Annotated in this window: 22 protein-coding genes; 15 read left to right on the forward strand and 7 right to left on the reverse strand. The window is 64.4% G+C overall.

The window, feature by feature from the left end; all coding sequences use genetic code 11:
- Positions 1–138: 138 nt before the first annotated feature.
- The 5 genes from NKK47_RS00005 to NKK47_RS00025 all read right to left on the reverse strand — a co-directional run bounded on the left by NKK47_RS00005 (position 139) and on the right by NKK47_RS00025 (position 6,419).
- The gene (locus tag NKK47_RS00005; protein ID WP_352574527.1) at positions 139–603 is read right to left on the reverse strand and encodes a Ros/MucR family transcriptional regulator; all 465 of its coding nucleotides are present in this window, start codon (positions 601–603) and stop codon (positions 139–141) included.
- Positions 604–767: 164 nt separating this feature from the next.
- Entirely contained in the window at positions 768–1,472 is a 705-nt protein-coding gene (locus NKK47_RS00010) for an ROK family protein (protein ID WP_352574529.1), read from the reverse strand.
- Between the two features lie 19 nt (positions 1,473–1,491).
- Positions 1,492–2,868 carry a glucose-6-phosphate dehydrogenase gene (zwf, locus tag NKK47_RS00015; protein WP_352569459.1) on the reverse strand — a complete coding sequence of 459 codons (1,377 nt, stop codon included), beginning with the start codon at positions 2,866–2,868 and terminating at the stop codon, positions 1,492–1,494.
- Between the two features lie 22 nt (positions 2,869–2,890).
- Positions 2,891–3,907, reverse strand: a complete 1,017-nt coding sequence (gnd, locus tag NKK47_RS00020; protein ID WP_352569460.1) for a phosphogluconate dehydrogenase (NAD(+)-dependent, decarboxylating) — start codon at positions 3,905–3,907, stop codon at positions 2,891–2,893.
- Positions 3,908–4,007: 100 nt separating this feature from the next.
- Positions 4,008–6,419, reverse strand: coding sequence for a glucan 1,4-alpha-glucosidase (locus NKK47_RS00025; RefSeq protein ID WP_352574530.1), 2,412 nt, complete (start codon positions 6,417–6,419; stop codon positions 4,008–4,010).
- Positions 6,420–6,637: 218 nt separating this feature from the next.
- Between NKK47_RS00025 and NKK47_RS00030 the strand changes: the two genes are divergently transcribed.
- The 5 genes from NKK47_RS00030 (at position 6,638) to NKK47_RS00050 (ending at position 13,336) form a co-directional block, all read left to right on the forward strand.
- Positions 6,638–7,651 (forward strand): ABC transporter substrate-binding protein, encoded by a 1,014-nt coding sequence (locus NKK47_RS00030; protein ID WP_352574532.1) that lies wholly within the window; start codon positions 6,638–6,640, stop codon positions 7,649–7,651.
- A gap of 74 nt (positions 7,652–7,725) precedes the next feature.
- On the forward strand, positions 7,726–9,219 hold the full coding sequence (locus NKK47_RS00035) for a sugar ABC transporter ATP-binding protein (RefSeq protein ID WP_352574915.1): 1,494 nt from the start codon (positions 7,726–7,728) through the stop codon (positions 9,217–9,219).
- Position 9,220: 1 nt separating this feature from the next.
- Complete coding sequence (locus NKK47_RS00040; RefSeq protein ID WP_023678190.1) at positions 9,221–10,195, forward strand: ABC transporter permease; 975 nt, start codon at positions 9,221–9,223, stop codon at positions 10,193–10,195.
- Positions 10,196–10,197: 2 nt separating this feature from the next.
- Positions 10,198–11,145: an ABC transporter permease gene (locus NKK47_RS00045; protein WP_023678189.1), complete on the forward strand. Its 948-nt coding sequence runs from the start codon at positions 10,198–10,200 to the stop codon at positions 11,143–11,145.
- A 121-nt stretch (positions 11,146–11,266) separates the two neighbouring features.
- A complete protein-coding gene (locus NKK47_RS00050) occupies positions 11,267–13,336 on the forward strand; it encodes a 3-hydroxyacyl-CoA dehydrogenase NAD-binding domain-containing protein (protein WP_352574534.1) in 2,070 nt (689 codons plus the stop codon).
- 8 nt (positions 13,337–13,344) lie between these two features.
- On the opposite strand, the gene NKK47_RS00055 is transcribed toward NKK47_RS00050, so the two are convergent.
- Positions 13,345–14,157 (reverse strand): helix-turn-helix domain-containing protein, encoded by an 813-nt coding sequence (locus NKK47_RS00055; RefSeq protein ID WP_292657193.1) that lies wholly within the window; start codon positions 14,155–14,157, stop codon positions 13,345–13,347.
- A 114-nt stretch (positions 14,158–14,271) separates the two neighbouring features.
- On the opposite strand from NKK47_RS00055, the gene NKK47_RS00060 reads away from it, so the two are divergent.
- The 10 genes from NKK47_RS00060 to NKK47_RS00105 all read left to right on the forward strand — a co-directional run bounded on the left by NKK47_RS00060 (position 14,272) and on the right by NKK47_RS00105 (position 25,364).
- Entirely contained in the window at positions 14,272–15,402 is a 1,131-nt protein-coding gene (locus NKK47_RS00060) for an ABC transporter ATP-binding protein (RefSeq protein ID WP_023678187.1), read from the forward strand.
- Positions 15,383–16,546: an ABC transporter substrate-binding protein gene (locus NKK47_RS00065; RefSeq protein WP_352574536.1), complete on the forward strand. Its 1,164-nt coding sequence runs from the start codon at positions 15,383–15,385 to the stop codon at positions 16,544–16,546. Before NKK47_RS00060 ends, NKK47_RS00065 begins: the two co-directional genes overlap by 20 nt.
- A gap of 76 nt (positions 16,547–16,622) precedes the next feature.
- Positions 16,623–17,486, forward strand: a complete 864-nt coding sequence (locus tag NKK47_RS00070; RefSeq protein WP_352574538.1) for an ABC transporter permease — start codon at positions 16,623–16,625, stop codon at positions 17,484–17,486.
- Positions 17,486–18,298: an ABC transporter permease gene (locus tag NKK47_RS00075; protein WP_352574540.1), complete on the forward strand. Its 813-nt coding sequence runs from the start codon at positions 17,486–17,488 to the stop codon at positions 18,296–18,298. The genes NKK47_RS00070 and NKK47_RS00075 overlap by 1 nt, the downstream gene beginning before the upstream one ends.
- Positions 18,299–18,309: 11 nt before the next feature.
- The gene (locus tag NKK47_RS00080) at positions 18,310–19,071 is read left to right on the forward strand and encodes an SDR family NAD(P)-dependent oxidoreductase (RefSeq protein ID WP_352574542.1); all 762 of its coding nucleotides are present in this window, start codon (positions 18,310–18,312) and stop codon (positions 19,069–19,071) included.
- A 140-nt stretch (positions 19,072–19,211) separates the two neighbouring features.
- Entirely contained in the window at positions 19,212–20,417 is a 1,206-nt protein-coding gene (gene pcaF, locus NKK47_RS00085) for a 3-oxoadipyl-CoA thiolase (RefSeq protein ID WP_352574544.1), read from the forward strand.
- A 152-nt stretch (positions 20,418–20,569) separates the two neighbouring features.
- Positions 20,570–21,601: a BMP family protein gene (locus NKK47_RS00090; protein WP_352574546.1), complete on the forward strand. Its 1,032-nt coding sequence runs from the start codon at positions 20,570–20,572 to the stop codon at positions 21,599–21,601.
- 276 nt (positions 21,602–21,877) lie between these two features.
- Positions 21,878–23,368, forward strand: a complete 1,491-nt coding sequence (locus NKK47_RS00095) for an ABC transporter ATP-binding protein (RefSeq protein WP_502904969.1) — start codon at positions 21,878–21,880, stop codon at positions 23,366–23,368.
- Positions 23,368–24,423 carry an ABC transporter permease gene (locus NKK47_RS00100; protein ID WP_352574548.1) on the forward strand — a complete coding sequence of 352 codons (1,056 nt, stop codon included), beginning with the start codon at positions 23,368–23,370 and terminating at the stop codon, positions 24,421–24,423. Before NKK47_RS00095 ends, NKK47_RS00100 begins: the two co-directional genes overlap by 1 nt.
- Positions 24,420–25,364: an ABC transporter permease gene (locus NKK47_RS00105; protein ID WP_352574549.1), complete on the forward strand. Its 945-nt coding sequence runs from the start codon at positions 24,420–24,422 to the stop codon at positions 25,362–25,364. Before NKK47_RS00100 ends, NKK47_RS00105 begins: the two co-directional genes overlap by 4 nt.
- 14 nt (positions 25,365–25,378) lie before the next feature.
- Here the strand turns inward: NKK47_RS00105 and NKK47_RS00110 are convergent, their stop codons facing one another.
- Positions 25,379–26,146, reverse strand: a complete 768-nt coding sequence (locus tag NKK47_RS00110) for an SDR family NAD(P)-dependent oxidoreductase (RefSeq protein WP_352470743.1) — start codon at positions 26,144–26,146, stop codon at positions 25,379–25,381.
- Positions 26,147–26,264 lie beyond the last annotated feature (118 nt).

Below are 26,264 nucleotides of genomic sequence, written 5' to 3' on the forward strand. Positions count from 1 at the left end.
GGTTTCGATCGAATCATTCGTTCCCATCTGGCCGAGGAATCACATCTCGATTCCACCAGTCCACATCTAAGTTAGCGCCTATGGGGCGCTGTCCCGCCAATCTTCGAGGCTTGCGTTTGCAGGGCTTCGAACGATGCTTTAGGCCGTCGCCTTGGCCTTCCTGCCCCGGCCCTTGACGGGCGCGGGCGGGGCGGCTTTGCGGCCGAGGCCGATCGCCTTGGCCAGTTGCGAACGCGAGGCCGCGTAGTTGGGGGCGACCATCGGGTAGTCCGACGGCAGGCCCCATTTGGCGCGATAGGCGTCGGGCGTCAGCCCGAAATGAACGCCGATATGGCGCTTCAAGGATTTGAACTTCTTGCCGTCCTCGAGACAGATGATGTAGTCCGGCGTCACCGATTTCTTGGGATTGACGGCGGGCGTCAGCGGCGCGGCGACCGGCACTGCCGGTTGCCCGAGCCCGCCTATGGCAGCGCTGACGCTGGCGATGAGGTCGCCGAGGCCGGAAGCCGGCAAGCGGTTCTTCTCGACATAGGCGGACACGATATGGGCGGTCAGCTCGAGCAGGTCGATATTTTTGCGAGCGTTGTTGCTGTCGTCGGTCAATCTATTTCTCCGTCCGTGGGGGTCGCAGAAATTCCTAGTCGGCAAATCTGCGCAATGCAATGACGCCGCACCACGTCACACATTATTTTGAATAATAATACTAACGGCAGCGCGGGATTAACAACCCTGAGCCGGTGCTCGATAATATCAGACAATCAGCAATATCAAATAATCAGGGATTTGTCGCGCCATAGTCGAAATCCGCCCTCGAAGGCGCGTGTGTTGTCGCCGCGTCTGCAATCGGCGGGCAAGTCGGTGAGTTCGTCGACATTGCCGCCGCCGATGACCACGTAATCCGGCTGCATGGCGGCGCGAAGCCGGTCGACCACGTCGAAGACGTGTTTGCGCCATTTCTTCTTGCCGCGCTTTTGCAGGCCGCGTTCGCCGACATAGTCTTCGAAACTGCCGCGCTTCTTGTAGGGAAGATGGGCAAGCTCCATCGGCTGGGCAACGTTATCAACGATCATCGCGGCCCCCAGGCCGGTGCCGAGGCCAAGGAACAGCATGCGGCCGCCCTCATAACTGCCGATGGCCTGCATGAGCGCATCGTTAACGACCTTGACCGGTTTGCCGAACTCGGCGGCGAAATCGCAGCCGACCCAGCCCTTGCCGAGATTGGCGGGTTCGGTCAGCGGCCGGTTGTGGTGCACCGGGCCCGGATAGCCCATCGAGACGACATCGTAGTGCAGCCCTTCGGCGAGCGCCTTCACCGCCGCGACCATCTGCTGCGGCGTAAGCTCCGGTCCGGAAGCGGTCTTGCGCTCGTCGCCGCCGGCGCTGGTGCGGATCTTGACGTGCGAGCCGCCGATATCGATCGCAAGCACGATCTTTTCTTCCTCCGATGCCGGTTGCTTCATCGCCTTGGCCATCGCTTTCGCCTCCCAGAAATCATTTCGCTGGATTGATCCAGCCGTTCTGCGGCCCGAATCCAGCCATGGCTTCGGCCGGCCCCCAGGTCTTTGGCGCGTAGACAAGGGGCGGCGTGGTGTCGCCGAGCACCGGGCCGACGATGCGCCAGGCGAGCTCGCTGGCGTCCTGGCGGGTGAACAGCTGGCCGTTGCCGTTCATGGCGTCGCCGATCAACCGCTCGTAAGGCGGCATGTCGCCCTTCGAATCGTCCAGCGCGGTGAGCTCGACCTGCTCACCGACCATGTCATCGCCGGGCGCCTTGCGCCGGGCTCCGATCGAGATCGCCACCTGAGGATCGATGCGGAAGCGCACGTGATTGCAGTCGCCGGGCTTGATCGGATCGAAGACGTCGAGCGGCGGCCGCTTCAGCCGCACGATGACCTCGGTGGCGTGCACCGGCAGGGATTTGCCGGCGCGAATGAAGAACGGCACATCCTGCCAGCGCCAGGTATCGACGAAAAAGCGCACCGCCGCGAAGGTCTCGACCGGCGAGTTCGGCGCCACGCCCGGCTCCTTGAGATAGCCGTCGAACTGGCCGCGCACCACATCGTCCCTGGTCAGCGTCCGGATCGCCCGCAGGACCTGCACCTTCTCGTCGATGAGATCGTCGGCCGAGCGGCCGACCGGCGGTTCCATGGCGAGCAGCAAGAGGATGTTGAGCAGATGGTTTTCGATGACGTCGCGAATGCAGCCGACCTCGTCATAGAAGCGGCCGCGGCCCTCGACGCCGAAATCCTCGGCCATGGTGATCTGCACGCTCTCGACGTAATTGCGGTTCCAGATCGGCTCGAGGAAGGAATTGGCGAAGCGGAAATAGAGCAGGTTCTGGATCGCCTCCTTGCCGAGATAATGGTCGATGCGGAAGATCGACTTCTCGTCGAAGACCAGATGCAGCACCCGGTTCAGCCAGCGCGCCGATTGCAGATCGTGGCCGAACGGCTTTTCCACCATCAGGCGCGCGCCCTGGGCGGCGCCCGACTGCTCCAGCCCCTGGACGACCACCTCGAACATCGCCGGCGGCACCGCCAGATAGTGCAGCGGCCGCTCAGCGCTGCCGAGCGCGGTCTTCAGCTTCTCGAAGGTCGCAGGCGCCCGATAGTCGCCGCTGACATAGCGCAGCAGCGATGCAAGCCTGGCAAAGATCTTGTCGTCGATGCTGCCCAAGGCGTTGACGATGCCGTCGCGGGCGCGCGCCTGCAGCTTGGCGAGGTCCCAGGGATCGAAGGCGACGCCGATCACCGGCTCGTTCAGCGTCCCTTTGGCCACCATGGCGTAAAGGGCGGGGAAGATCTTCTTGTGGGCGAGATCGCCGGTGGCGCCGAAAAGCACCAGCGTGTCCGATCGTTCCTGGCTCATGGGCGTGCCTCCCTGTCGCCCGTCACGAGCCGGCTTTGGGTTTTTCGACATGGCCGCCAAAGGCATAGCGCATGGCGGACAGAAGCTTGTCGGCGAATTCGGATTCGCCTTGCGAGGAGAACCTGTCGAACAGCGCCGAGGACAGCACCGGCGCCGGCACGCCGGTGTCGATCGCCGCCTTCAGCGTCCAGCGGCCTTCGCCGGAATCCGAGACCCGCCCGCCGAACTGCGTCAACGACGAATCGGCCTTCAGTACGCCGGCCGTCAGGTCGAGCAGCCACGAGCCGATGACGCTGCCGTGCCGCCAGACCTCGGCCACTTCAGCGATGTCGATGTCGAACTGGTAATATTGCGGGTTTTCCAGCGGGCTGGTTTCGGCGTCGACGGTGCGCTGCCGTTTGCCGGCATTCGCCGACTTCAGGATGTTCATGCCTTCGGCATAGGCGGCCATGACGCCATATTCGATGCCGTTATGGACCATCTTGACGAAATGGCCGGCGCCGCTTGGTCCGCAGTGGAGATAGCCGAAGGGAGCGGTTCCGGCATCCTTGCCAGGGGCGGGCGAAGCGGCGTCGGCGCCCGGCGCCAGCGTTGCGAAGACCGGATCGAGATGCTGGACCGCGCTGTCGGGGCCGCCGATCATCAGGCAGTAGCCGCGCTCGAGGCCCCAGACGCCGCCGCTGGTGCCGACATCGACATAGCTCAAGCCTTTCAAGGCGAGGCGCGCGGCGTGGTCGACGGCCTCGTGATAATAGGAATTGCCGCCGTCTATGATGATGTCGCCCGGCTCCATCAGGGCAGCCACCTGGTCGACGATCTTGCCGGTGATCGCCGCAGGCAGCATCAGCCAGGCGCTGCGCGGCTTCGCCAGCTTGCCGACGAACTCCTCCATCGAGGCGGCTCCGACCGCGCCGGCGCTCACAAGCGCGGCGACGCTCGCCGGGTTGATATCGTAGACGACGCATTCGTGGCCATCACGCAGCAGGCGCCGAACCATGTTGGCGCCCATCCGGCCCAGTCCCATCATTCCTATCTGCATAGTCTCGTCCTGCCTTACTTGAGGGATCGATGATCTAGTGGCGCTGTGATTGAAGCATGATCTTTTCCGAAAACCGGTCTCCACTTTGCGGGATCATGCTCTATCCGGTATCGCCGATGCCGACAGAAAAGTCAGCATTCTCCCAATGGCCGCTATCGGGCCAGAAGAAAGTGAAGACAATGCTATTGCCCGGGCTATTGCCCGGAGCAATCTCGGCAACCGGCAATTCCGCAAGATGGATGCCGAAAGCATTCGCGGTGGTCTCGGTGTCATGGACGGTTGCCCAATTGTCGCTGCTCCAATGAACCAGCGCCCGGGCCAGAAGTTCGATGCGCAGCGCCTTGCCTGCCGGGATGGTACGGATCTTGTGGTTGAAGCGCCATGCCCTGAAGCGCGACACCGTCCTGCCCTCGATATAGCGCTTGACGCCTTGCGGCGGCATGTCGAACACCGTGCCGTCGCGCAGCGACCGCAGCAGCTTGATGTGCTCGGAATGCGCCCAGACCAGCGGCTTGGCGCTGCCGGAGGGCCCGCCATGCCGCAATTCGCGCTCCGGCATGTCGGGACCGTCCCAGACCTGCTCCGGTAGCAGGCCGCCCGATCCGGCAGAGTTCTCGAACGTCCTGAGCAGGCTTGCCGCACTATCCCTGCGGCCTGCCGCCAGCTCGTAATGAGCGCGCTCGCCGACCAGCAGCGGCCAGGGCCGGCCCCGGCCGGTTCCATCGAAGGGCGCGCCGTCGGCATGCTCGCCATAGCCATCGCCATTGTAGCGGTACCAGAGCGGGCCCTGCGGCAGTTCGCAGCGCAATTGCGCGTCGATGACCTTGACCGTGTCGAGGATGCGCGGATCGTCGGCTGCCCGCAAGCCGAAGCGGACCAGCGCCAGCGCATCGGGGCTGACGATCGCCTCGGCCGGCCGGTCCGTATCCGCCGGCGGGCGGTTCTTGATCGGGACGTAGCCGTCTTTCGGCGATGCCGCGCCGGCTTTGTCGGGCGGCGCAATGCGGACATAGTGGCCCTCGACGCCGGCTTCATCGCCTGAGGAGCTACCGGCGACGTAGGTCCAGCGTTCGATCTGATCGTTCCAGACATCGGCGGTTTCGCGCAGATAGTTTGCCGGCTCTGTTTTGCCGGCGGCATCGAAGATGTCCGCAGCCGCTAGCAATGCGGCGATCTCGACGGCAAGCGTGAACGGGCTGTAGCCGGCGTCTTCCTCCCAGCGGTCCTCGCCGGTGACGGGGCCGTTGCGCACGACATAGGCGGCAGCGCGCTCGATCATCGGCATGAAGGAGGAGAGTGCGGCAGGCGGCAAATGGCCGGCGCGGCGCAGTGCGTCGGCAAGCAGCAGCGGGAAGGCGCATTCGTCCATCTGGATGCCCGGCCAATAGGCCGATCCGTCGAGCCAGGCGTTCTGCGGCCAACGGCCGTCCGGCTCCTGGATCGCGCGCAGATAGCCAAGGATGCGCAAGGCTTCCGCCGGGTCGCCGGCGGCGAGGAAGCCGCCGGCGGTTTCGACCAGATCGCGCGGCCAGACCAGGTGATAGCCGCCGAGGTCGTCGTCGCCCTTGTTGAAGCCCCACGGGATCGACAGGCTGGCAACGGCTGCTCCGGCAGACGAGCGGTGTGCCGCCAGCACCGCCGTGCTGAGGCGGTAGCTGTTGAGGCCGGACGCCGCATGCCGGTCCAGCGGCAGCAATCCGGCCTGCCATTTGCGCCATTTGTCGACGTAGGATCTGGCTGCGGGCCCAAAACCTTGCTTCAGGCTGGCGAAAGCAGTTTCCGCCGCCTGTTGCGGCGTCGTGCCGAAGCCCAGTGCCAGCAATATTTTGGGGTTCGCAGCCGAAAAGGCGATCTCGCCGGTCAGCGCGACATTGCCGTCCTCGGCCCTGCGGCAGGCCGGATCGAGCCGGCCGCCTTGACGAAGCTGCTGCCAGCCGTCGGAGACGCCGACATAGCCGGCCGAGCACACCTTCCACGGCAGCGACGAGGCGAGCGCCAGGCAGGTGCCGCGTCCCGATGCAAACAGGACAGGCTGTCCTTCATGGTCGTCGATCCAGGCGGTGTTGCCCATGCCGGCGTTGACGAGGTGCGGTGCCAGCAGCGCGTAGACGCGGTAGTCGGCGCCCGCGCCTTTGAGCGGCGTGAACATGATCTCCTGCAGCAAGACGGGACGTTCCGGATCCGTCAGGATGCGCTTGTCGATCCTGTAGGTTCCATCGCTTGCGGTGTTGACCAGCCGGTAGGCAGGCACCCCGTCCGCCAGGGGTTCGATACTGTGTTCGGCGTCGCGTTTTTCTTCCGAGAAATAGCCGTCGGGTCCGGTGACGATCAGCCCCAGGTCGCGGGTGCAGGCGCTATCGAGGCGCGGGTAGTAGATCTCGTTGAGGATACCGTGGCTGATGGTGAACCAGATCGGGCAGGCCGGCGACAGCGCGGTGCCGACGCCGCTCTTGGCGCTCGAGGTCCAGCGCGCCGGAATGCCGGGTGCACCCGGGGCAAGGTTCGTTGCCATTCGATCGGTCTCCAGTGCCATCCCTAGACCAGGAGCCGAACCGGTTTCAATGATTGCACCGCAAGTTGATCGCCGGCCATGGATTGCTGTTGACAGCTTGCCGCCTATCTGCATTTGTCTGATAATAGATAAAAAACAAGATTGTGAGCGTATCAGCCAATACCCACCAGCCAGCCATTAACCACCAGTAAGACAGCAACTCACGGGAGGAGTATGACATGAGGAAAATATTCGTTTTGGGGGCTCTTGCGGCGATGCTCGCCGCAGGTACAGCGCTTGCCGACACCAGCGGCAAGAAAATCGCCTTCTCCAACAATTACGCCGGCAATTCCTGGCGGCAGGCGATGCTGGACAGCTACGCCATCGTTACCAAGAAGGCGGTTGCCGACAAGGTGGTCGGCGCCGCGGACGTCTTCACGACGGCCGACAAGGAAGTGCCGACGCAGGCAGCCCAGGTGCAGAACCTGATCCTGCAGGGCTATGACGCGATCGTCATCAACGCGGCGTCTCCGGATGCGCTCAACGGCGCCATCAAGCAGGCCTGCGACGCCGGCATCGTCGTCGTCTCCTTCGACGGCATCGTCACCGAACCCTGCGCCTACCGCGTCGTTGTCGACTTCAAGGACATGGGCAAGCAGGAAGTCGAGCAGATGGCCAAGTTCCAGCCCAAGGGCGGCAACCTGCTGGAAATCCGCGGCCTCGCCGGCACCTCGATCGACGATGCCATCCATGCCGGCATCCTCGAAGGCGTCGCTGCCCATCCCGAGTTCAAGATCGTCGGCTCGGTGACCGGCGACTGGGACCAGACCACGGCACAGAAAGCCGTAGCGACGATCCTGCCTTCGCTGCCGGATGTTGTCGGGGTCGTCGACCAGGGCGGTGACGGCTACGGCGCGGCGCAGGCTTTCGCCGCCGCCGGCAAGCCACGCCCGACCATCATCATGGGCAATCGCCAGGACGAGTTGCAGTGGTGGAAGGAGCAGAAGGAAAAGGACGGTTACCAGACCTGGTCGGCATCGATCGCACCGGGCGTATCGACGCTTGCCTTCTGGGTGGCGCAGCAGGTGCTCGACGGCCGCACCGACGTGCCGCACGACCTGCTGGTGCCCTATCTTGCCTTCACCCAGGACGATTTCGAGGCCGCGCTGCCGAAGATTCCGAAGGGCGGCGTCGCCAGCCACGAATACACGCAGGAAGACGCCATCGCGGCGATCAAGGCCAACATCAAGTGAGCATGGCACTATTGTTGCCGCCACGGATAAACGGGTATCGTTGAGGGATGCCCGAGGCCAATGCAGACATCATCATGCCGGACGGCGCCGAAAAGCTTTTCGGCGCCGTCAGTTTGGACATCATAAGACTGGACGGAGCCGAAAAACATTTCGGCGCCGTCAGGGCGCTCGCCGGTGTCGATTTCAGCGTTTGTGCCGGAGAATGCGTCGGTCTCGTCGGCCATAACGGCGCCGGAAAATCGACGCTCATGCATATGGTGGCGGGCACGCTTGCCCCCGACAGCGGGCAGATCGCGGTCCGCGGCGGTGTCGAGGCAAGTTATTCGGTGCCGCGCGCGCAGCAGCTCGGCATACGCTGTGTGTTCCAGGAGCTGTCGCTCTGCCCGAACCTCAGCGTCGCCGAGAACACGCGGATCAACCACGCGTCGCTGCATGGCTTCGGCTGGCGGCGCAAGGCGGCCGATCTGATCGCCGCCAAGCTCGACGAGATCTTCCCCGGCCACAGCATCTCGGCATCCGACATCGTCGGTGATCTTTCCATCACCAGCCGGCAGATGGTGGAGGTGGCGCGCGCCTTCACGGTCACGCAGGAGCCGCTCGAGCTGGTTATCCTCGACGAGCCGACATCCTCGCTCGACGCGCATACCGCCGGCCAGCTGCTGGCGTTCGTGCGCCGCTTCATCGCCGCCGGCAAGAGCTGCATCCTGATCTCGCATGTGTTGGGCGAAGTGCTCGGAAATGCCGACCGCATCGTGGTGATGCGCGACGGCAAGGTGGTCGCCGCCGGGCAGGCCGACGCCTTCGACCGCGACAGGCTGGTGACGGCGATGGGCGGAGCGGAGGCGCGCGAGAAGACCGCCGCAGAGATTGCGAGCGGCAAGCCGGAGCCCGGCCCGCTGCGGGTCCGGGCGCGCCCGGCGCGACAGCAGGACGGCAACGAGCTCGTCGCCCGTGCCGGTGAGATCATCGGTCTTGCCGGACTTGCCGGGCATGGGCAGACCGATCTTTTGCTGGCTATCTTTGCTGCGGCTTCCCGTGCCAAGACCGGCATCGAGGTCACCGCGCCGGTGGCGCTGGTTGCCGGCGACCGCCAGTCGGACGGGATTTTTCCGCAATGGTCGATTGCCGAGAACATTGGCATCCGTTCGCTGGCGCGATTGCGCAACGGCCTCTTGATCTCGCCGCAGCGCGAAGCCGAGCTCGCCGAGCTGTGGCAGCGGAAAATCGGCATCCGTACGCCCGACATGAACAACAACATCTTCTCGCTGTCCGGCGGCAACCAGCAGAAGGCGCTGTTCGCGCGGGCGCTCGGCTCCGACGCCAAGATCGTGCTGATGGACGATCCGATGCGCGGCGTCGACATCGGCACCAAGCTCGAAGTCTACGACCTGGTGCGCGAGGAGGCTCGCCATGGCCGCACTTTCCTCTGGTACACCACCGAAACCGAAGAGCTCGACAATTGCGACCACATCTATGTGTTCAAGAACGGCCGGATCGTCGCCAACCTTCGTCGCGACGAACTGACGGAGGAAAAGATCATCCAGTCGTCGTTCGGCGATGCGGCCTGAGATGACAGCGGTATCCGTCGAGAATGGGCTAAAATCTTCGGCTCGCGCCACGAGGCGGGCGCGCATGCTGCGCAGCCTGCTGCCGGCACTGTCGCTGGCGCTGGTGCTCATCGCCATCGCCTGGCTCAACCCGCGCGCCATCAGCTATTTCGGTTTCAGCCTGATGCTCAATCTGGCGATCCCGATCGCTCTGGCGACGATCGCGCAGATGTTCGTCATCGCCGGCAACGAGCTCGATCTGTCGATTGGCACCTTTGTCGGCTTCGTCGGCTGCGTGACGGCGACATGGCTGAAGGACGCGCCGCTGCTCGGCGTCGTGATCCTGCTCGGGTCGATCGGCGTCTACGCGCTGCTCGGCGCGCTGATCCATCTGCGCAACCTGCCCTCTATCGTGGTGACGCTCGGCATGAGTTTTGTCTGGCAGGGCATGGCCATCCTGATCCTGCCCAAGCCCGGCGGCAAGGCGCCGGACTGGCTGCTGGCGCTGATGGCCTTCAAGCCACCCTTCATTCCGTTCCCGATCATCGCGGCATTGCTGATCGCAGCCGTCGTCCACTTTGGCCTGATGCGCACCTCCTACGGCGTCATCCTGCGTGGATCGGGCGGCAATTCAGCCGCACTCAAACGCGCCGGCTGGTCGCTGCTGCGCACCAAGATCGCGCTGTTTGCGCTGACCGGCCTGTTCGGCGTTTTGTCCGGCATGGCGCTGATCGGCATCACCACCTCGGCCGATGCCAATATCGGCAATGGCTACACGCTGCTTTCGATCGCCGGCGTCATCCTCGGCGGCGGCGAGTTCGTCGGCGGCCGGGTGTCGCCGATCGGCGCCGTCATCGGCGCGCTGACGCTGGCGCTGGCGGCATCGCCCCTCTTGACGTTCATGCACATTCCGCCCGACTGGCAGGTCGCCGCCAATGGCGCCATCCTGATCATCGTGCTGGCGGCGCGGGTGCTGATCAGCCGCAGGGAGAGGTGAGCATGGCTTCGCTGCGGACACTGCTCGCCAGACCCTGGATCTGGTCGTTCTTCGGGGCGCTGCTAGTGTGGCTGGCGACCATCGCCTTCACCGGCGGCTATGGCGGCGGCGGCATGATCACGGCGGCGCTGTCGCTCGCCGTCTTCACGGTCATCGTCGGCGTCGGGCAGATGTTCGTCATCACGCTCGGGCCGGGCAATGTCGACCTGTCGCTGCCGGCCAATATCGGCCTTGCCAGCGCCGTCGCCATGAAGGTCATGGACGGCAATGATGCGATGATCGCGGTCGGCCTGCTGGCAGCGCTTGCCTGCGGCATGGCGATCGGCGCCGTCAACTATCTGCTGATCTGGGCGCTGCGCATTCCGCCGATCATCGCGACGCTGTCGGCCAGCTTCGTCATCCAGTCGGTCGATATCAGCTATGGGCGGGGCCTGCAGATCAAGCCGCCGCCGGGCTTTGCCGATTTCACCAACTGGCAGGTCTTCGGCATCCCGGTGCTGGCGATCCTCACCGTGCTGTTCACCATCGGCGCCGGCATCGTTTTGCAGCGCATGATCTACGGACGCTCGGTGCTGGCGATCGGCCAGAACATCCGCGCTGCCTGGCTGGCCGGCGTCAATGTCGGCCGCACCCGCTTCCTCACCTACACGCTGTCGGGCGCGCTCGGCGGCCTCGACGGCGCACTGCTCGCCGGCTATTTCCGCGGCGCCAATGTCGATATCGGCAATGAGTATCTGCTGGCCTCGATCGCGGTCGTCGTCATCGGCGGCACGTCGGTGGCGGGCGGCAAGGCCAATGTGCCGGGGGTCTGGGGCGCGGCGCTGTTCCTGGTGCTGCTGTTGACCATGCTCAACACATTCGGCGTCAGCGTCGGCGTCCGCCTGGTGCTGACAGGGCTGATCATCGTCGGCGTCATCACCGCCGCCGGTGGGCAGAAGGCGCTGCGCTAAGGCAAGGCCACCCGGCGGCGAGGGGATATCGATCCGGCCCGCAAAACACGTGGTTCCCATCCGCATGCCAGCGCTGTAAATCCCGTCGCGCTATTGGCCAACATCATTGCGTGAGGTTTGCGTGTTCGATTTCGTCAGCACTACAAGGCACGGCAACGTCGCGGTGGTGAGCATCGACAATCCGCCGGTCAACGCGCTGAGCTTCCATGTGCGCGAGCCGCTGATGCAGGCGCTCGTTTCCCTGCGCGACGAGCCGTCGGTCGGAGCAATCGTGATAGCATGCGCCGGGCGGACCTTCGTCGCCGGCGCCGACATCACCGAATTCGGCAGGCCGGCGCGGCAACCGGACCTGGGCGCCCTAGTCGCCATGCTGGAAACCATCGCCAAGCCGACGGTCGCGGCCATTCACGGCACTGCGCTCGGCGGCGGCCTGGAACTGGCGCTCGGCTGCCATTTCCGTGTTGCCGACCGAACGGCAAGGCTCGGCCTGCCGGAAGTCAAGCTCGGCCTGCTGCCCGGCGGCGGCGGCACGGTTCGCCTGCCGCGCTTGGTTGGTCCGCTGAAGGCACTCAACATGATCGTTTCGGGAACGCCGATCGGTGCGGCCGAGGCGCTCGCCGCCGGCCTGGTGGATGCCGTCTTCGATGGCGACCTGACCGCGCAAGCGGTGAGTTTCGCCAACGAAACGGCCGCGAAAGGCGGTCCGTTCACGCCGGTGCGCGACCGCAATGATCGCCTCGACCAGGCCGACTTGCCGGCGTTCGACAAGGAAGCGGCAGTGCTTGCCGGCAAAGCACGCGGCCTCGAGGCGCCGATCGCCTGTGCGCAGTCGGTCCGCAACGCCCTGACGCTGCCCTTCGACGAAGCGCTGGCGGCGGAGCGCGACCTGTTCGTCAAGCTTGTCGCCGGGGACCAATCACGCGCGCAGCGGCATTTGTTCTTCGCTGAACGTGAGGCGGCAAAGATTGCCGGCAAGGACGTCGTCAGGCGCAAGATCGCCCGGGTCGGCGTCATCGGTGCCGGCACGATGGGCGGCGGCATCGCCATGGCGTTCGCCAACGGCGGTCTTCCCGTGACCTTGCTGGAAACAACGCAGGAGGCATTGCAACGCGGGCTGGCGACGATCAACAAGAATTATGCCGTTTCCGTCATCCGCGGCTCGCTGAGCGAAGACGCCAAGCGCCAACGGCTTGGGTTGTTCAAGGGTTCCACCGACTATGCCGATCTTGCCGATTGCGACCTGATCGTCGAGGCCGTGTTCGAGGAGATGGCGGTCAAGAAGGATGTCTTCGGCAGGCTCGATGCCGTGGCCAAACCGGGCGCGATCCTCGCCACCAACACCTCCTATCTCGACGTCAACGAAATCTCCGCTTCGACGTCGCGGCCGCAGGATCTCCTCGGCATGCATTTCTTTTCGCCGGCTAACGTCATGAAGCTTTTGGAAATCGTCCGCGCCGACAAGACTTCGCCCGACGTGCTGGCGACCATCGTCGATCTGGCACGGCGGATCGGCAAGGTGCCGGTCGTTGTCGGCGTCTGCCACGGCTTCGTCGGCAACCGCATGCTGGCGGCGCGCGGTGCGGAGCTGGAGACGTTTCTGCTGGAAGGCGCAATGCCGCGCCAGGTCGACCAGGTGTTCACCGATTTCGGCTGGCCGATGGGGCCGTTCGAGATGAGCGATCTCGCCGGCCTCGACATAGGCTGGCGCAACCGCAAGGCGCGTGGCCAGACGGCCGTGATCGCCGATGCGTTGTGCGAACAGGGACATTTCGGCCAGAAGACCGGCAGCGGCTTCTATCGCTACGAAGGCGGTTCGCGCACGCCGCTGCCCGATCCCGATGTCGAGGCGCTGATCCGCAACAAGGCTGCCGAGCGCGGTATTGCACCGCGCGCGATCGGCGCCGAGGAGATCATCGAGCGGACGCTCTATCCGATGATCAACGAGGGCGCCAAAATCCTCAAGGAAAAGATTGCCGCCCGCGCCTCCGATATCGACGTCGTCTGGGTCAACGGCTACGGCTTCCCGGTCGGCAAGGGCGGGCCGATGTTCTGGGCGAGCCTCGAAGGCGTGGACAAGATCATCCGGCGGCTGGATCACTGGCACCAGCAGACCGGCAAGGATGTCTTTCGAGTGGCACCCGGGCTCAGGCAGATGGCCGAAACCGGTTCCTGGGACGGCGCTGCCGGCTGAACTCGGGACTACCGAATCCGTGCGTCCATGATCTCGACAAAACGCGCGAACAGACCCGCCTGCGACTTTATCTTGAGCTTGCGGTAAATGTTGCGGCGATGAACTTTTACGGTTCCCGGCACGATGCGCATCGCCCTGGCAATCGATTCCGTGGAATGGCCCTGAAGCACCAGATCGACAACATGCTGTTCGCGCGGCGTGAGCGAAAGGCTCTTCCAGATGTGAGCACGTTCGAACTCACTGACCGGAGCAATCGCCTCGTCTTGCTTCGTCCCAACCGGTCCGTCAGCCGGAAGGGTAGGCCAGCGCAGCCTGACGAGGCTGATCACCGCAGGCGCCATGTCGCGCAGCAACCTGGCATCGGCGGTTCCGAACGGCCCCGAAGCGCGCAATCGCATTAGCGAGACCACCAGCGCGTCCTTTCCCGGCAGCGGCACGAAAAAGCCGACCTCCTCCGCAAGCCTGGTCTGGCTGTAATAGGAGCGGTAATATTCGCTGGCATAGAAGCGATCCGGCGCCAATTCGCGCATGCGCCAAAAGCCTTCCTTGCGCTCGACTGCCGCATGGTGGAACGGATCGAGCAGATAAGGCCCTTCCTGATAGAGCGCGACGAAGACGTGGCTTTCGGCCGGCGAGAATGTCTCGAACAGCAGCGGCGGGCGTGAGGCGCCGCGATAGCCGAAGATCACGCAATGATCGAAGCTGACATGCTGGCGGAGCCAGGCGACCATCGCCTTGCCGAAAAGCTCGCCGCTCGTCTCCCGCGTCGCTGCGATGAGCGCAGCGAGCCGGCTGTATTCATCGCTGCGTGAAACGCCCAATTCATACCCCTCCAGACGAGAAAATAGATGAAATATACCACGTGGGAGGTATATACTAGCGGCCATTGGCTCTGATAGCGTTTCGAGACCAACCAGCCGCTGGAGCCCGCAGCCTTGACCGCAGTGCCCGACATCGAGTTTCGCGGGGTCACCAAACGCTACGGCAGCGTGATCGCGGTCAGCGGCATCGATCTTGCCATCCCGCCGTCTGCCTTTGTCGCGTTGCTCGGGCCGTCCGGCTGCGGCAAGACAACCTGTTTGCGCATGATCGGCGGTTTCGAACAGCCAAGCGAAGGTGTGGTATTCATCCGTGGCCGCGACATGGCCGGCACGCCGCCCTATCGGCGGCCGGTCAACATGGTGTTCCAGCAATATGCGTTGTTTCCGCATCTGGATGTGGCGGACAACGTCGCCTATGGCCTACGCCAGGCGCGGCCGCGCCTGTCGTCGCGGGAGATCAGCCTGAAGGCAGGCGAGGCGCTCGCCATGGTTCGGCTTGCCGGCTATGGACGCCGCAAGATCCATGAGCTTTCCGGCGGCCAGCAGCAGCGTGTCGCCCTGGCGCGGGCGCTGGTCAACAAGCCGGCGGTGCTGCTGCTCGACGAGCCCCTGGCGGCGCTCGACAAGAAGCTGCGCACCGACATGCAGATAGAGCTGCAGAACCTGCAGCGCGAGATCGGCATCACCTTCGTCCTGGTCACCCACGATCAGGAAGAGGCACTGTCGATGAGCGATTTCGTCTGCGTCATGAATGGCGGGCGCATCGTCCAGCTTGGGCAGCCGAGCGAAATCTACGACGAACCCGCCGACCTCTTCGTCGCCGATTTCGTCGGCAAGACCAATCTCTTGAGCGGCAAGGTCGTCGGGCTCTCGGGCAAGCTCGTCGAGGTAGCGCTTGCCGACGGCACCGTCATCGCCGCGCGCAAGCGCACTTCGCTAGCCCAGGGCGAAGCCGTCTCGGTCAGCCTGCGTCCTGAATCCCTAAGTCTCGGCGCGCCCGGAAGCGGCCGGCTGAACGGGCTTGTCCGCAACCGGATCTTTCTCGGTTCCACCGCGGAATATGCAATCGAGGTCCAAGGCATCGGGACACTGCTCGCCAAGGCCGATCATCTGGTTGGCGGTGGAAATCTCTTCAAGCCGGGTGAACCCGTCGCCGTCGGCTTTACAGCCGGAACGCCGCTGGCGTTTCCGGAGAATAACGGGACCAACCAGAGGGAAAACAAAAATGTCGAAATCGTATCGTGACGGACTGCCGATAAGCCCTGAAAAATTCGTCGACCAGTTGATGCGCCTCAAGCGCGGTTCCATCGGCCGCCGCGAGTTCCTTGGCGTCACCGGCCTAGGCATCGCAACGGCAGTAATGGCCCGCGAACTCGGCATCATGCCGTCGCCAGCCTTCGCCCAGGAGGGGCTTGGCGACCGCATGTCGATTGCCACCTGGCCCAATTATCACGACCCGGTGACGTTCGAGAATTTCATGGCCGAAACCGGCGTTGCCGTCGAGGTGAACGTGTTCGGGTCAAACGAGGAGATGCTGGCCAAGCTGCAGGCCGGCGCCTCGGGCTGGAGCCTTTTCGTTCCGACCAACTACACGATCTCGACTTACAAGAAGCTTGGCATCATCGAGGCGCTGGATATGGCCAAGCTTGCCAATTATGACGGCTCGCAAGAAGACCCGCGCTTCACTGGGGAAGGCACGATCGATGGGGTGACCTATGCGGTGCCGAAGAATTGGGGCACCACCGGCTTTGCCGTCAACACCAAGAAACTGACCAAGCCGATGACAAGCTGGAAGGAATTCTGGGACACGGCCATGGCCGAGGGCGACGGCCGGACCATGGTTCATGATTACCAGCTGACCACGATCGGCAACGCGCTGAAATATTTCGGCTTCTCGTTCAACTCGCTGAAGCCGGACGAACTCGCCAAGGCGGAGGAATTGCTGCTGAAGGTCAAGCGGCATCTGTTCGCCGTTTCCAGCGACTATCAGCCGTCGATGCGTGCCGGTGACGCCTGGATGACAATGTGCTGGACCAATGACGGGGCGCAGCTCCACCGCGACATCCCCGAAATCGCCTACGTGCTTGGCAAGGAAGGCGGCGAGATCTGGACCGACTTCTACGCAATACCCAAGGATGCGCCGAACAAGCCTGCCGGCTATGCCTTGCTCAACTATTTGATGAACCCGAAAGTCGCCGTCAAGGAGCACCTGGCCAACGGTGCGCCTTCCACCGATGCGCGGGTCAATGCGCTGCTGCCCAAGGAGGTGCTGGACAATCCGATCCTCTATCCGGCGGCGGATCTGCTGAAGCCGCTCGAATTCGGTGCGGCTGCGACGCTAACCGATCCGGGCCGGGCCGAATTGATGGCACGCTTCAAGTCGGCTTGAACCGGGCAGGCCACAGGCTCGATGCAGGCAACTCCCCGGCGGACAGATGTCCGCCGGCACCGGGGCGGTTTTTTCAATGCGCAGCAACTTCCTTCGTCACAATCTCCTGACCGCCCTGCTGCTCGGTCCAGCAACGGCGTGGCTGGTGGTGTTTTTAGTTTTGCCGTTCGTGGCGATCGCCGTTTTCAGCGTCGGCGAGCGGGCGCCGGAAGGCGGCTATCAGGCCGCTTTCACCTTGGCGCAGTATGCCAATCTTCCGGCGCGGGCGACCGCCTTCTGGAACACCATGATGCTGGCGCCGGCGGGCGCACTGGCCTGTCTTCTCGTTGCCTATCCGGTCGCCTATTACCTCGCTTTGCGCGCGCCGGAACGGTGGCGGCTGATCCTGCTGGCGCTTGTCGTCATCCCGTTCTGGACCAGCCTGCTGATGCGAACCTATGCCTGGATGTATGTGCTTGGCGGGCGCGGCATCCCAGCTCTGCTGGCCTATGTCGGGCTGGAGGACGTGCGGCTGATCAACACGCCGGGAGCGGTTCTGCTCGGCATCGTCTATGGTTATCTGCCGCTGATGATCCTGCCGATCTATGTCAGCCTCGAGCGGCTCGACCGCCGGCTGCTGGAGGCCTCCGCCGATCTCGGCGCGACGCCGATCTCGACATTCCTCGGCGTGACGCTGCGGCTGTCGCTGCCAGGTGTGATGACCGGCTTCTCGCTGGTCATGATCCTGCTGCTCGGCGAATATCTGATCCCGACGCTACTCGGCGGCGGCAAGGTCTTCTTCATCGGCAACGCGCTGGTCGATCTGTTCCTGCAATCGCGCAACTGGCCATTCGGATCGGCAATCGCCATCACACTTGTGGCGGTTTCAGTGGTCGTGCTGCTTGCCGCGAACCGCATTTCGACCCGGCTTTCGGGTGCCCGCCGGGTGGACCTGATCTGATGCGTGCCTTCGTCGTTGCGGTCTTTGCCTTTCTCTACCTGCCGATCACGCTGGTGGTGCTGTTTTCGTTCAACGCCGGCCACCACGCCAGCGAGTTCACTGGCTTCTCGATGCAATGGTACGGCAAGGCCCTGGCAAACCCGTTCCTGGTCGAAGCGCTGAAGAACAGCCTGTTCATCGCCACGACCAGCGCCTTGCTGGCGGCGCTGTGCGGCACGGCGGCCGCGCTTGGCCTGGCGCGTGTCGGCGCGCGGACGCGAGCCGTCTTCGATGCGCTTTTGGGTGCTGCGATCGTCGTTCCTGGCGTCGTCATCGGCATCTCGACGCTGGTCGCGCTGGTCCAGCTATTCGGGGTGGTCAACCCGTTTGTCGCTTCGCTGTGGCCGAACGACCAGCCACCGCGCCTGGCGCTCGGCTATGGCTCGATCATCGCCGCGCACGGGCTGTTTTCGATGGCGCTGGTGGCGATGATTGTCGGCACGCGCCTCGGCAGCCTCGACCGCAATCTGGTCGAGGCCTCGAGCGATCTTTACGCTACCCCGCTGACGACGTTCCGCAGCATCGTGTTGCCGCAGATCATGCCGGCGGTGATCGCCGGCTTCCTGCTCGCCTTCACATTCTCCTTCGACGATTTCATCGTCGCTTTCTTCGTCGCCGGCGCACAGACGACATTGCCGATCTATGTCTTCGCCTCGATCCGGCGCGGGGTCACGCCGGAGATCAATGCCATCGCGACGATCGTGCTCGTCGCCTCCGTTCTGCTCGTTGTGCTTGCCCAATGGCAACTGCGGCAACGAAAACCATCACACTGAAAGACAAAAACATGATTCTGAGAGATCGCATCGCCGTGGTGACGGGTGCCGGGTCGGGGATCGGGCGTGCCGGCGCCATGATGATGGCCAGGGAAGGCGCGCTCGTGGTGATCGCCGACAGGGACCAGGCGGCGGGGGAAGCAACCGCTTCCGACGTTCGTGCGGCCGGCGGTCGGGCCGAGGCCGTCGCCACCGACGTCGGCGAGGATGCGGCGGTCGAGCAGCTCATTGCGGGAACGCTGGGGCGGCATCGGCGGATCGACATCCTGCACAATCATGCCGGGATCCAGGTCGGCGGCACGCTGACCGAAGTCGGCGCCGACGGCATGGATGCCTCCTGGCGGATCAATGTGCGGGCGCAGTTCCTCGCGGCCAGGCTGGTCATGCCGTCGATGATCGCGCAAGGCGGCGGGGTGATCCTGAATACCGCCTCGAATTCGGGTGTGTTCTACGACCGCGAAATGATCGCCTACGCAACGTCAAAACATGCAGTGGTGGCGATGACCCGGCAGATGTCGCTCGACTATGCCAAACACAATGTCCGCATCAACGCGCTGTGCCCCGGCTGGGTCGATACGCCCTTCAACGAGCCGTTCATCGCGCAGATGGGCGGGCGGGCGGCGATCGAGAACTATGTCCGCACCAAAATTCCCATGCAGCGCTGGGCCAGCGCGGAGGAAATCGCCGAAGCGATCCTGTTCCTCGTCTCCGACCGCTCGTCCTTCATGACCGGTCAGGCGCTGGTGATCGACGGTGGAGAAAGCATCGGCTGATCCGCCGCTCCCGGCGGGCGGCAGCTGAAATTCTCGTTGGCCTAACGGCCGGCAGCGAGATGTGCTTTCGTCTCAAGGAGAATGCGGCCAAGATGGCGGGCCGGGAGCAGAAATCGTCAGTGCAAGAGAGAGGCGGCATAATGGCCGAGGCGTATATCTGCGACTACATCCGCACGCCGATCGGGCGCTTCGGCGGCTCGCTGTCGGCGGTCCGTGCCGACGATCTCGGCGCGATACCTCTGAGGGCGCTGGTCGAGCGTAATCCAGGCATTGATTGGGCTGCTATCGACGATGTCGTCTATGGCTGCGCCAACCAGGCCGGCGAGGACAATCGTAATTTGGCGCGCATGGCGCTGCTGCTGGCCGGCCTGCCCAAGGAGGTTTCGGGCTCGACCGTCAACCGTCTCTGCGGTTCGGGCATGGATGCGGTGATAATTGCTGCCCGCGCCATCAAGGCCGGCGAGGCGGAGCTGATGATATCAGGCGGCGTCGAATCGATGAGCCGCGCTCCGTTCGTGCTGCCGAAGGCAGAGACCGCCTTTTCGCGCAATGCCGAGATTTACGACACCACGATCGGCTGGCGCTTCATCAATCCGCTGATGAAGAAGCAATACGGCGTCGATTCGATGCCGGAGACCGGCGAGAACGTGGCGGAAGAGTTCGCTGTCTCCCGCGCCGACCAGGACGCATTTGCCGTGCGCAGCCAGGACAAGGCTGTAGCCGCACAAGCCAATGGCCGGCTGGCAAAGGAAATCACGCCGGTGACGATCGCGCAGCGCAAGGGCGATCCGGTCGTTGTCGACAGAGATGAGCATCCCCGCGGGGGCACGTCGATCGAAGCGTTGGCCAAGTTGCCGACGCCGTTCCGACAAGGCGGCACGGTTACGGCCGGCAATGCCTCGGGCGTCAATGACGGCGCGGCGGCGCTGATCGTCGCCTCGGAAGCAGCCGCGAAAAGATATGGGCTGACGCCGATCGCCCGTGTTCTGGGCGGTGCCACCGCCGGCGTGGCGCCGCACATCATGGGTATCGGCCCTGTGCCGGCCACGCAAAAGCTGTGTGCCCGGCTCGGCCTGACGCCGCAGCAATTCGACGTCGTCGAGCTCAACGAGGCCTTCGCCTCGCAAGGCATCGCCGTGCTGCGCCAGCTCGGCATTGCCGAGGATGCGGAGCACGTCAACCCGAATGGTGGCGCCATCGCGCTCGGCCATCCGCTCGGCATGTCCGGCGCGCGCATCACCGGCACGGCGGCGCTGGAGCTGCGCGAACGTAGCGCCCGCTATGCACTTGCCACCATGTGCATCGGGGTCGGCCAGGGGATCGCGGTGGCGCTGGAGAGATTGTGAGCAAGCGTCGATTTGCCGGGCCATCTAATGGCGCGTTCCGCCCACTCAAATTTGACCATGTGGACAAAAGCCGGGCACCGCTCCATAGTTCCTTCGCCGATATTCCGGAGAAGAGAGCCGGCTCGACACGGCGCCAATCAGAGGGGCATGCAATGGACAACGGGAAGAGCAGAATCCAATCGAAACGCGAAGGGCTTTCGCGACGCAACGTGCTGGAGCTGGGCGCGCTCGGCCTGGCGGCGGCGATGCTGCCGGGCAGCGCCTTTGCCAAGACCAAGAAGCTGAAAGTGGCGGCGATCTTCGCCACGCCGATCGAGGAGCCGTGGGACAACCAGATCCACGTTGCCCTGCAGAAGGCCGAGAAGGAACTCGGCATCGAATACAAATGGTCGGAGAAGGTGCAGACGGCCGATTTCAGCCGCGTCATGCGCGAATATGCGCAGGGCGGCTATGAGCTGGTGCTGGGCGATGCCTTCGCCGCCGAGCGCGAATCGCGTAGGACCGCCAAGCAGTTCCCGAAGACCGCCTTCCTGTTCGGCTCCGGCGCCGGGCCGGCCGAGCCGAATTTCGGCGTTTTCGACAACTGGATTCACGAGCCGGCCTATCTGTCCGGGATGATCGCCGGAAAAATGTCGAAGTCAGGCACGGTCGGCGCCGTCGCGGCGATGGGCATTCCGGAAGTGAACCGGCTGGTCAACGCCTTCTTTGCCGGCGCCAGGGAGGTCAATCCCGACATCAAGAAGAAGGTCGCCTTCATCGGCTCGTTCTTCGATCCGCCAAAAGCAAAGGAAGCGGCCGTCGCCCAGATCGATGCCGGCGTCGACATCATCTATGCCGAGCGCTTCGGCGTCATCGAAGCGGCGGCGGAGAAGAAGATCCTCGCCATCTCCAACATGTCGGACCAGTCGAGCCTCGGCCCCGACACGGTGATCACCGGGCCGGTCTGGGACATGTATCCGACCGTCGAGCAGGCGATCAAGCTGGTCAAGGCCGGCGTCTTCACCGCGCAGGATTACGGCGATTTCTCGCGCATGGCCAAGGGCGGCTCCTACCTCGCGCCCTACCACAAGTTCGACAAGACGCTGCCGGCCGAGGTCAAGGAACTGGTCGAGAAGAAGAAGGCAGAGATCCTCGACGGCAATTTCCGCGTCGACGTCGATGAGAATACGCCGGTCTCGGATTAGGGCTCTGTCTTTTGGGGTTGGTGCTTGTCGCACCCCCCTCTGGCCTGCCGGCCATCTCCCCCTCAAGGGGGGAGATTAGCAGCTTCGCCGACAGCGCCCTCCTCTTCAGCGTTGACGATTTGCGAAAGCAGAAGTGACATCCGATCTCCCCCCTTGAGGGGGAGATGGCCGGCAGGCCAGAGGGGGGTGCGACGAGCGCCACCCGCAGGTCCAAGCTGAATCGTAAGCCAATTCCGATCGGGAGCACCCTTGTCAACGCCTGCCCCTCTCATCGAAATGCGCGGCATCTCCAAGAGCTTTGGCGCCGTCAAGGCGAACGAAGCCGTCGATCTCAGCGTCGCGCCGGGTGAAATCCTCGGGCTGCTCGGCGAAAACGGTGCCGGCAAGACGACGCTGATGAACGTGCTGTTCGGCGCCTATGCGCCCGATGCCGGCGAGATCCTGGTGCAGGGCCGGTCGGTGGCGATCAACAGTTCGGCCGATGCGCTGGCCGCCGGCATCGGCATGGTGCACCAGCATTTTCATCTCGCACCGCGGCTTTCGGTGCTGGAGAACCTCTTGATCGGCATTCCCGGCAGATCGGGCCGGATCGACCGCGCCGGCGGGCTGGCGCGGCTCGCCGAGATCGGCCGCCAGCACGGGCTGACGCTCGACCCGGACCTCCCCGTCTCGGCGCTGTCGGTCGGCGAGCAACAGCGGCTCGAAATCGTCAAGGCGCTGTTTCGCGGCGCAAGGCTGCTGATCCTCGACGAGCCGACGGCGGTGTTGGCACCAACCGAGGTCGACGGGCTGTTTTCGGCGCTGCGCTCGATGACGGCACAAGGGCTCGGCATCATCTTCATCTCGCATAAGCTCAACGAGGTGCGAGCGCTGACGCACCGCTGCGTCGTGCTCCGGCATGGGCGCGTTGCCGGCCGCGTCGATGCGCCGGCCAGCACCACGTCCTCGGAGATGGCGCGGCTGATGTGCGGCCACGAGATCGTGCCTCCGGCCAGAGGACCGTCGATGCCCGGTGCGGCCGTGCTGACCCTCGACGGTATCTCGACATCTCATCATTCCGGCATGGCGCTGCGCGATGTTTCGCTGTCGGTTCGTGGCGGCGAGATCCTTGGCATCGCCGGCGTCTCCGGCAATGGCCAGCGCGCGCTTGCCGAGGTCATCTCCGGCGTGCGTGCGCCCGATGCCGGGAAGATGACCATAGCCGGCAAAACGGTTTCGCGGTTCTCGCCGAGCACAGTGCAGGCGCTCGGCCTCGGCCGCATCCCGGAAGACCGTATGACGACAGGGCTGGTCACCAATCTGCCGCTCGCCGATTCGATGGTGCTGCCGCGCATCGGCACGGCGGCGTTCAGCCGCAACGGCCTGCTCAAGCCGGATGCGATCCGCGCCTTCGCCGAAGCGCAGATCAAGGCCTACGATATACGTTGCCCGGGGCCGATGACGCGCGCCGGGGCGCTTTCCGGCGGCAATCTGCAAAAGGCGCTTCTGGCGCGCGAACTCGCTTTCGATCCGAAGGTGCTGATCGTTTCGCAGCCGACTCGTGGCCTCGATATCGGCGCCGCGCGCTTCATCCACGAAAAATTCCTCGACATGCGCGCCAAGGGCTGCGGCATCGTCGTCATCGGCGAGGATCTGGAAGAGTTGCTGATGCTCTCGGATCGTATCGCGGTGATGTATGAGGGCCGCATCGTCGGCACGCTGAACAGCGCCGACGCCAGCATCGCCAGACTCGGGTTGATGATGACCGGAGCGGAGGGAAAAGCCTGATGTTCCGTCTCGAGGCCCGCACCTCAACGCCCGCCTGGTTCAATCTGGCGCTGCCGCTGCTCGCCATCGGCGCGACGCTGATCCTGTGCAGCGGCCTCGTTGCACTGGCTGGCGCCGGCGTCGTCGAGGCTTATGGCGTTATGTTTTCGGCGTCGCTGGGCGACAGCTACGCCGTCACCGAAACGCTGGTGCGTGCCACCCCGATGATCTTCACCGGACTTGCCGTGGCAGTCGCCTTCCGCGCCAAATTCTGGAATATCGGCGCCGAAGGGCAATTGCTGGCTGGTGCGGTGGCGAGCTGTGCCGTCGGTGCAATCCCGATGCCGGGGCCGCTCGCCATGCTGCTGATGGCGCTGGCGGGTGCCGCCGCCGGCGCGGCCGTCGCCCTGATCCCCGCCACGCTGCGGGTAAAATTCAGGGTCGATGACGTGGTCAGCTCGCTGCTGCTCAACTCGGTCATTTTCTACGCACTGATGGCGCTGATCGAGGGGCCATGGAAGGACAGTTTCAGCGGCTACCCGATCTCGCCGCCGATCGAGGATACGGCCAATTTTCCGGTGCTGCTCGAAGGCACGCGGCTGCATCTCGGGGTCGTCGCGGCGCTGGTCGCCGCACCGGTCATCTGGTTCGTGGTCGCGCGCACCACGCTCGGCTTCCGCATCAGGGTCACCGGCGAAAACCCCGAGGCGGCGCGCTATGGCGGCATCAATGTCGAGCGGGTGCTGATTTCGACGGCGCTGCTGTCTGGCGCATTGGCCGGCCTTGCGGGCGTCGGCGAGGTCGGCGGCGTGCATTTCCAGGTGATGAGCGACATCTCGCCGGGCTATGGCTATTCCGGCATCGTCGTCGCCATGCTGGCGAGGCTCAATCCGCTCGGCGTGGTGCCGGCGGCGATCTTCCTTGCCGCCGTCATGACCGGCGCCGAGGCGATGTCGAGGGCCACCGGCGTTCCGGCCTTCCTCAGCGATGTTATTCAGGGAACCGCATTGCTTGCCATGCTGGTGGCGCTGCTGTTCACGGCCTATCGCCTCCGCCGCGTGGGAATAGCCAAATGAGCGTGGTGCTGGAACAGATCTTCCAGGTCGGCTTCCTTGCCGCGATCATCCGCATCGCCACGCCGCTAGCCTTCGCGACGCTGGGCGAGATGTTCTCCGAGCGCGCCGGGGTGCTCAATCTCGGCATCGAAGGCATCATGCTTTTGTCGGCGATGACCGGCTTCACCGCGGCGAGCCTCAGCGGCAGCCTCTGGCTTGGCGTGCTAGCGGCGGTGCTGACCGGGGCGCTGATGGGCGCCGTGCACGCGCTGTTCACTGTAGCGCTCGGCCTCAGCCAGCATGTCTGCGGCATCGGCGTGACGCTGTTTAGCTCCGGCCTTGCCTATTTCCTCTACCGGCTGATCTTCGGCCAGCAATCGGTACCGCCGAACATCAAGGGATTCGAGACGCTGCCGATCCCGATCCTGTCCGGCATTCCGGTGCTTGGGCCGGCGGTGTTCAACCAGTTCTCGCTGGTCTACATGGCGATGCTGGCCATACCGCTGGCCGCCTTCGTGCTCTACCGCACGCCTTGGGGCCTGTCGGTGCGCATGGTCGGCGAAAACCCGCGTGCCGCCGATTCTGCCGGCGTCAGCGTCATTGCAACACGCTTCCAGGCGGTGATCCTCGGCGGTGCCTTGATGGGGTTGGCCGGTGCCTTCCTGTCGATGGCGCAATTCAACGCCTTCACCTTCGGCGTGGTTTCGGGGCGTGGCTGGGTGGCAATCGCGCTCGTCGTTTTCGGCCGCTGGGATCCGTGGCGATCGGCAGGCGCGGCACTGCTGTTTGCCTTCGTCGATGCCCTGCAGTTGCGCATGCAGGCGAGCGGGCTTGGCCATATCCCCTACGAGGCCTTCCTGATGCTGCCGTTCATCTTCACCATCGTCGCTATGGCGGTGATGTCGCGCAATGCGGTGGCCCCGTCGGCGCTGCTCAAGCCGTTCCGGCGCGAAGAGCGGTAGCGGCGCTTCGCCTTTCACATCGCGGTGAAGCCGTTATCGACGAACAGATGGGCGCCGTTGACGAAGCTGGCCTCGTCGCTGGCCAGGAACAGGGCTGCCTTCGCGACCTCTTCCGGCTCGCCGATCCGCCCTTGTTGCGCCGCCATTGCCGCGTCGGAGACATCGACGCCGAGTTTGTCGAGATCGGCGACCTCGCGCAGGCCATGCGGTGTCCTGATGAAGCCTGGACAGACCGCATTGCAGCGGATGTTGCGGTCGCGGAACTCGACGGCGATGGCACGCGCGAACATATGGCAGGCGCCCTTGGTGGTGTCGTAAAGCACCTCCATCGGCGTCGCCGCCACCGCCGAGATCGACGAGGTGCAGACGATGGAACCGCCGCCGGCGGCGATCATGCCGGGCAGCACGGCACGCGTCATCAGGAACATCGAACGCACATTGACGGCATGCAGCCAGTCCCATTCCTGCAGCGTGGTCTCCAGGAAGGGTTTGATGACGAGGGTGCCGGCGTGGTTGAACAGAACCGTGACCGGGCCGAATTTTTCCGTCGCGCCCTTCACCGCCGCTTCGACCTGCGCCTCATCCGATACGTCGGCGACCCAGTGCTCGGCGACATGGCCGCGTTGCCTGATCGCCGCTGCGGTGGCCGCCGCCGCTTCGCCGTTGCGGTCGACGATCGCCACCTTGGCGCCCTCGGCCGCGAAAAGCTCCGAGGCCGCACCGCCCATTCCCGTCGCGCCGCCCGAAATGATGGCGACCTTGCCGGCCAGTCTTGTGCCCATGGTTTGCTCCCTGCTGCCTTGCCGTGACGTCGCGGCTTTCCGCTGAAGCGATGCTATCCCTCATCCATTGGATGGCCAAGGAGCCACAGACACATGGACCTGACGTTTCCTGCCGTCA

Source organism: Mesorhizobium sp. M0019, assembly GCF_040323975.1.
GTDB lineage: Bacteria > Pseudomonadota > Alphaproteobacteria > Rhizobiales > Rhizobiaceae > Mesorhizobium.

What these genes read in the sequence shown, in the direction of transcription:
- NKK47_RS00110 (WP_352470743.1), bottom strand. Translation starts at nt 26,146, where the DNA reads ATGGGCACAAGACTGGCCGGCAAGGTCGCCATCATTTCGGGCGGCGCG.
- NKK47_RS00100 (WP_352574548.1), top strand. Translation starts at nt 23,368, where the DNA reads ATGTTCCGTCTCGAGGCCCGCACCTCAACGCCCGCCTGGTTCAATCTG.
- NKK47_RS00065 (WP_352574536.1), top strand. Translation starts at nt 15,383, where the DNA reads ATGTCGAAATCGTATCGTGACGGACTGCCGATAAGCCCTGAAAAATTC.
- pcaF (WP_352574544.1), top strand. Translation starts at nt 19,212, where the DNA reads ATGGCCGAGGCGTATATCTGCGACTACATCCGCACGCCGATCGGGCGC.
- NKK47_RS00035 (WP_352574915.1), top strand. Translation starts at nt 7,726, where the DNA reads ATGCCGGACGGCGCCGAAAAGCTTTTCGGCGCCGTCAGTTTGGACATC.
- NKK47_RS00030 (WP_352574532.1), top strand. Translation starts at nt 6,638, where the DNA reads ATGAGGAAAATATTCGTTTTGGGGGCTCTTGCGGCGATGCTCGCCGCA.
- NKK47_RS00090 (WP_352574546.1), top strand. Translation starts at nt 20,570, where the DNA reads ATGGACAACGGGAAGAGCAGAATCCAATCGAAACGCGAAGGGCTTTCG.
- NKK47_RS00070 (WP_352574538.1), top strand. Translation starts at nt 16,623, where the DNA reads ATGCGCAGCAACTTCCTTCGTCACAATCTCCTGACCGCCCTGCTGCTC.
- NKK47_RS00075 (WP_352574540.1), top strand. Translation starts at nt 17,486, where the DNA reads ATGCGTGCCTTCGTCGTTGCGGTCTTTGCCTTTCTCTACCTGCCGATC.
- gnd (WP_352569460.1), bottom strand. Translation starts at nt 3,907, where the DNA reads ATGCAGATAGGAATGATGGGACTGGGCCGGATGGGCGCCAACATGGTT.
- NKK47_RS00080 (WP_352574542.1), top strand. Translation starts at nt 18,310, where the DNA reads ATGATTCTGAGAGATCGCATCGCCGTGGTGACGGGTGCCGGGTCGGGG.
- zwf (WP_352569459.1), bottom strand. Translation starts at nt 2,868, where the DNA reads ATGAGCCAGGAACGATCGGACACGCTGGTGCTTTTCGGCGCCACCGGC.
- NKK47_RS00105 (WP_352574549.1), top strand. Translation starts at nt 24,420, where the DNA reads ATGAGCGTGGTGCTGGAACAGATCTTCCAGGTCGGCTTCCTTGCCGCG.
- NKK47_RS00095 (WP_502904969.1), top strand. Translation starts at nt 21,878, where the DNA reads ATGCGCGGCATCTCCAAGAGCTTTGGCGCCGTCAAGGCGAACGAAGCC.
- NKK47_RS00010 (WP_352574529.1), bottom strand. Translation starts at nt 1,472, where the DNA reads ATGGCCAAGGCGATGAAGCAACCGGCATCGGAGGAAGAAAAGATCGTG.
- NKK47_RS00040 (WP_023678190.1), top strand. Translation starts at nt 9,221, where the DNA reads ATGACAGCGGTATCCGTCGAGAATGGGCTAAAATCTTCGGCTCGCGCC.
- NKK47_RS00025 (WP_352574530.1), bottom strand. Translation starts at nt 6,419, where the DNA reads ATGGCAACGAACCTTGCCCCGGGTGCACCCGGCATTCCGGCGCGCTGG.
- NKK47_RS00045 (WP_023678189.1), top strand. Translation starts at nt 10,198, where the DNA reads ATGGCTTCGCTGCGGACACTGCTCGCCAGACCCTGGATCTGGTCGTTC.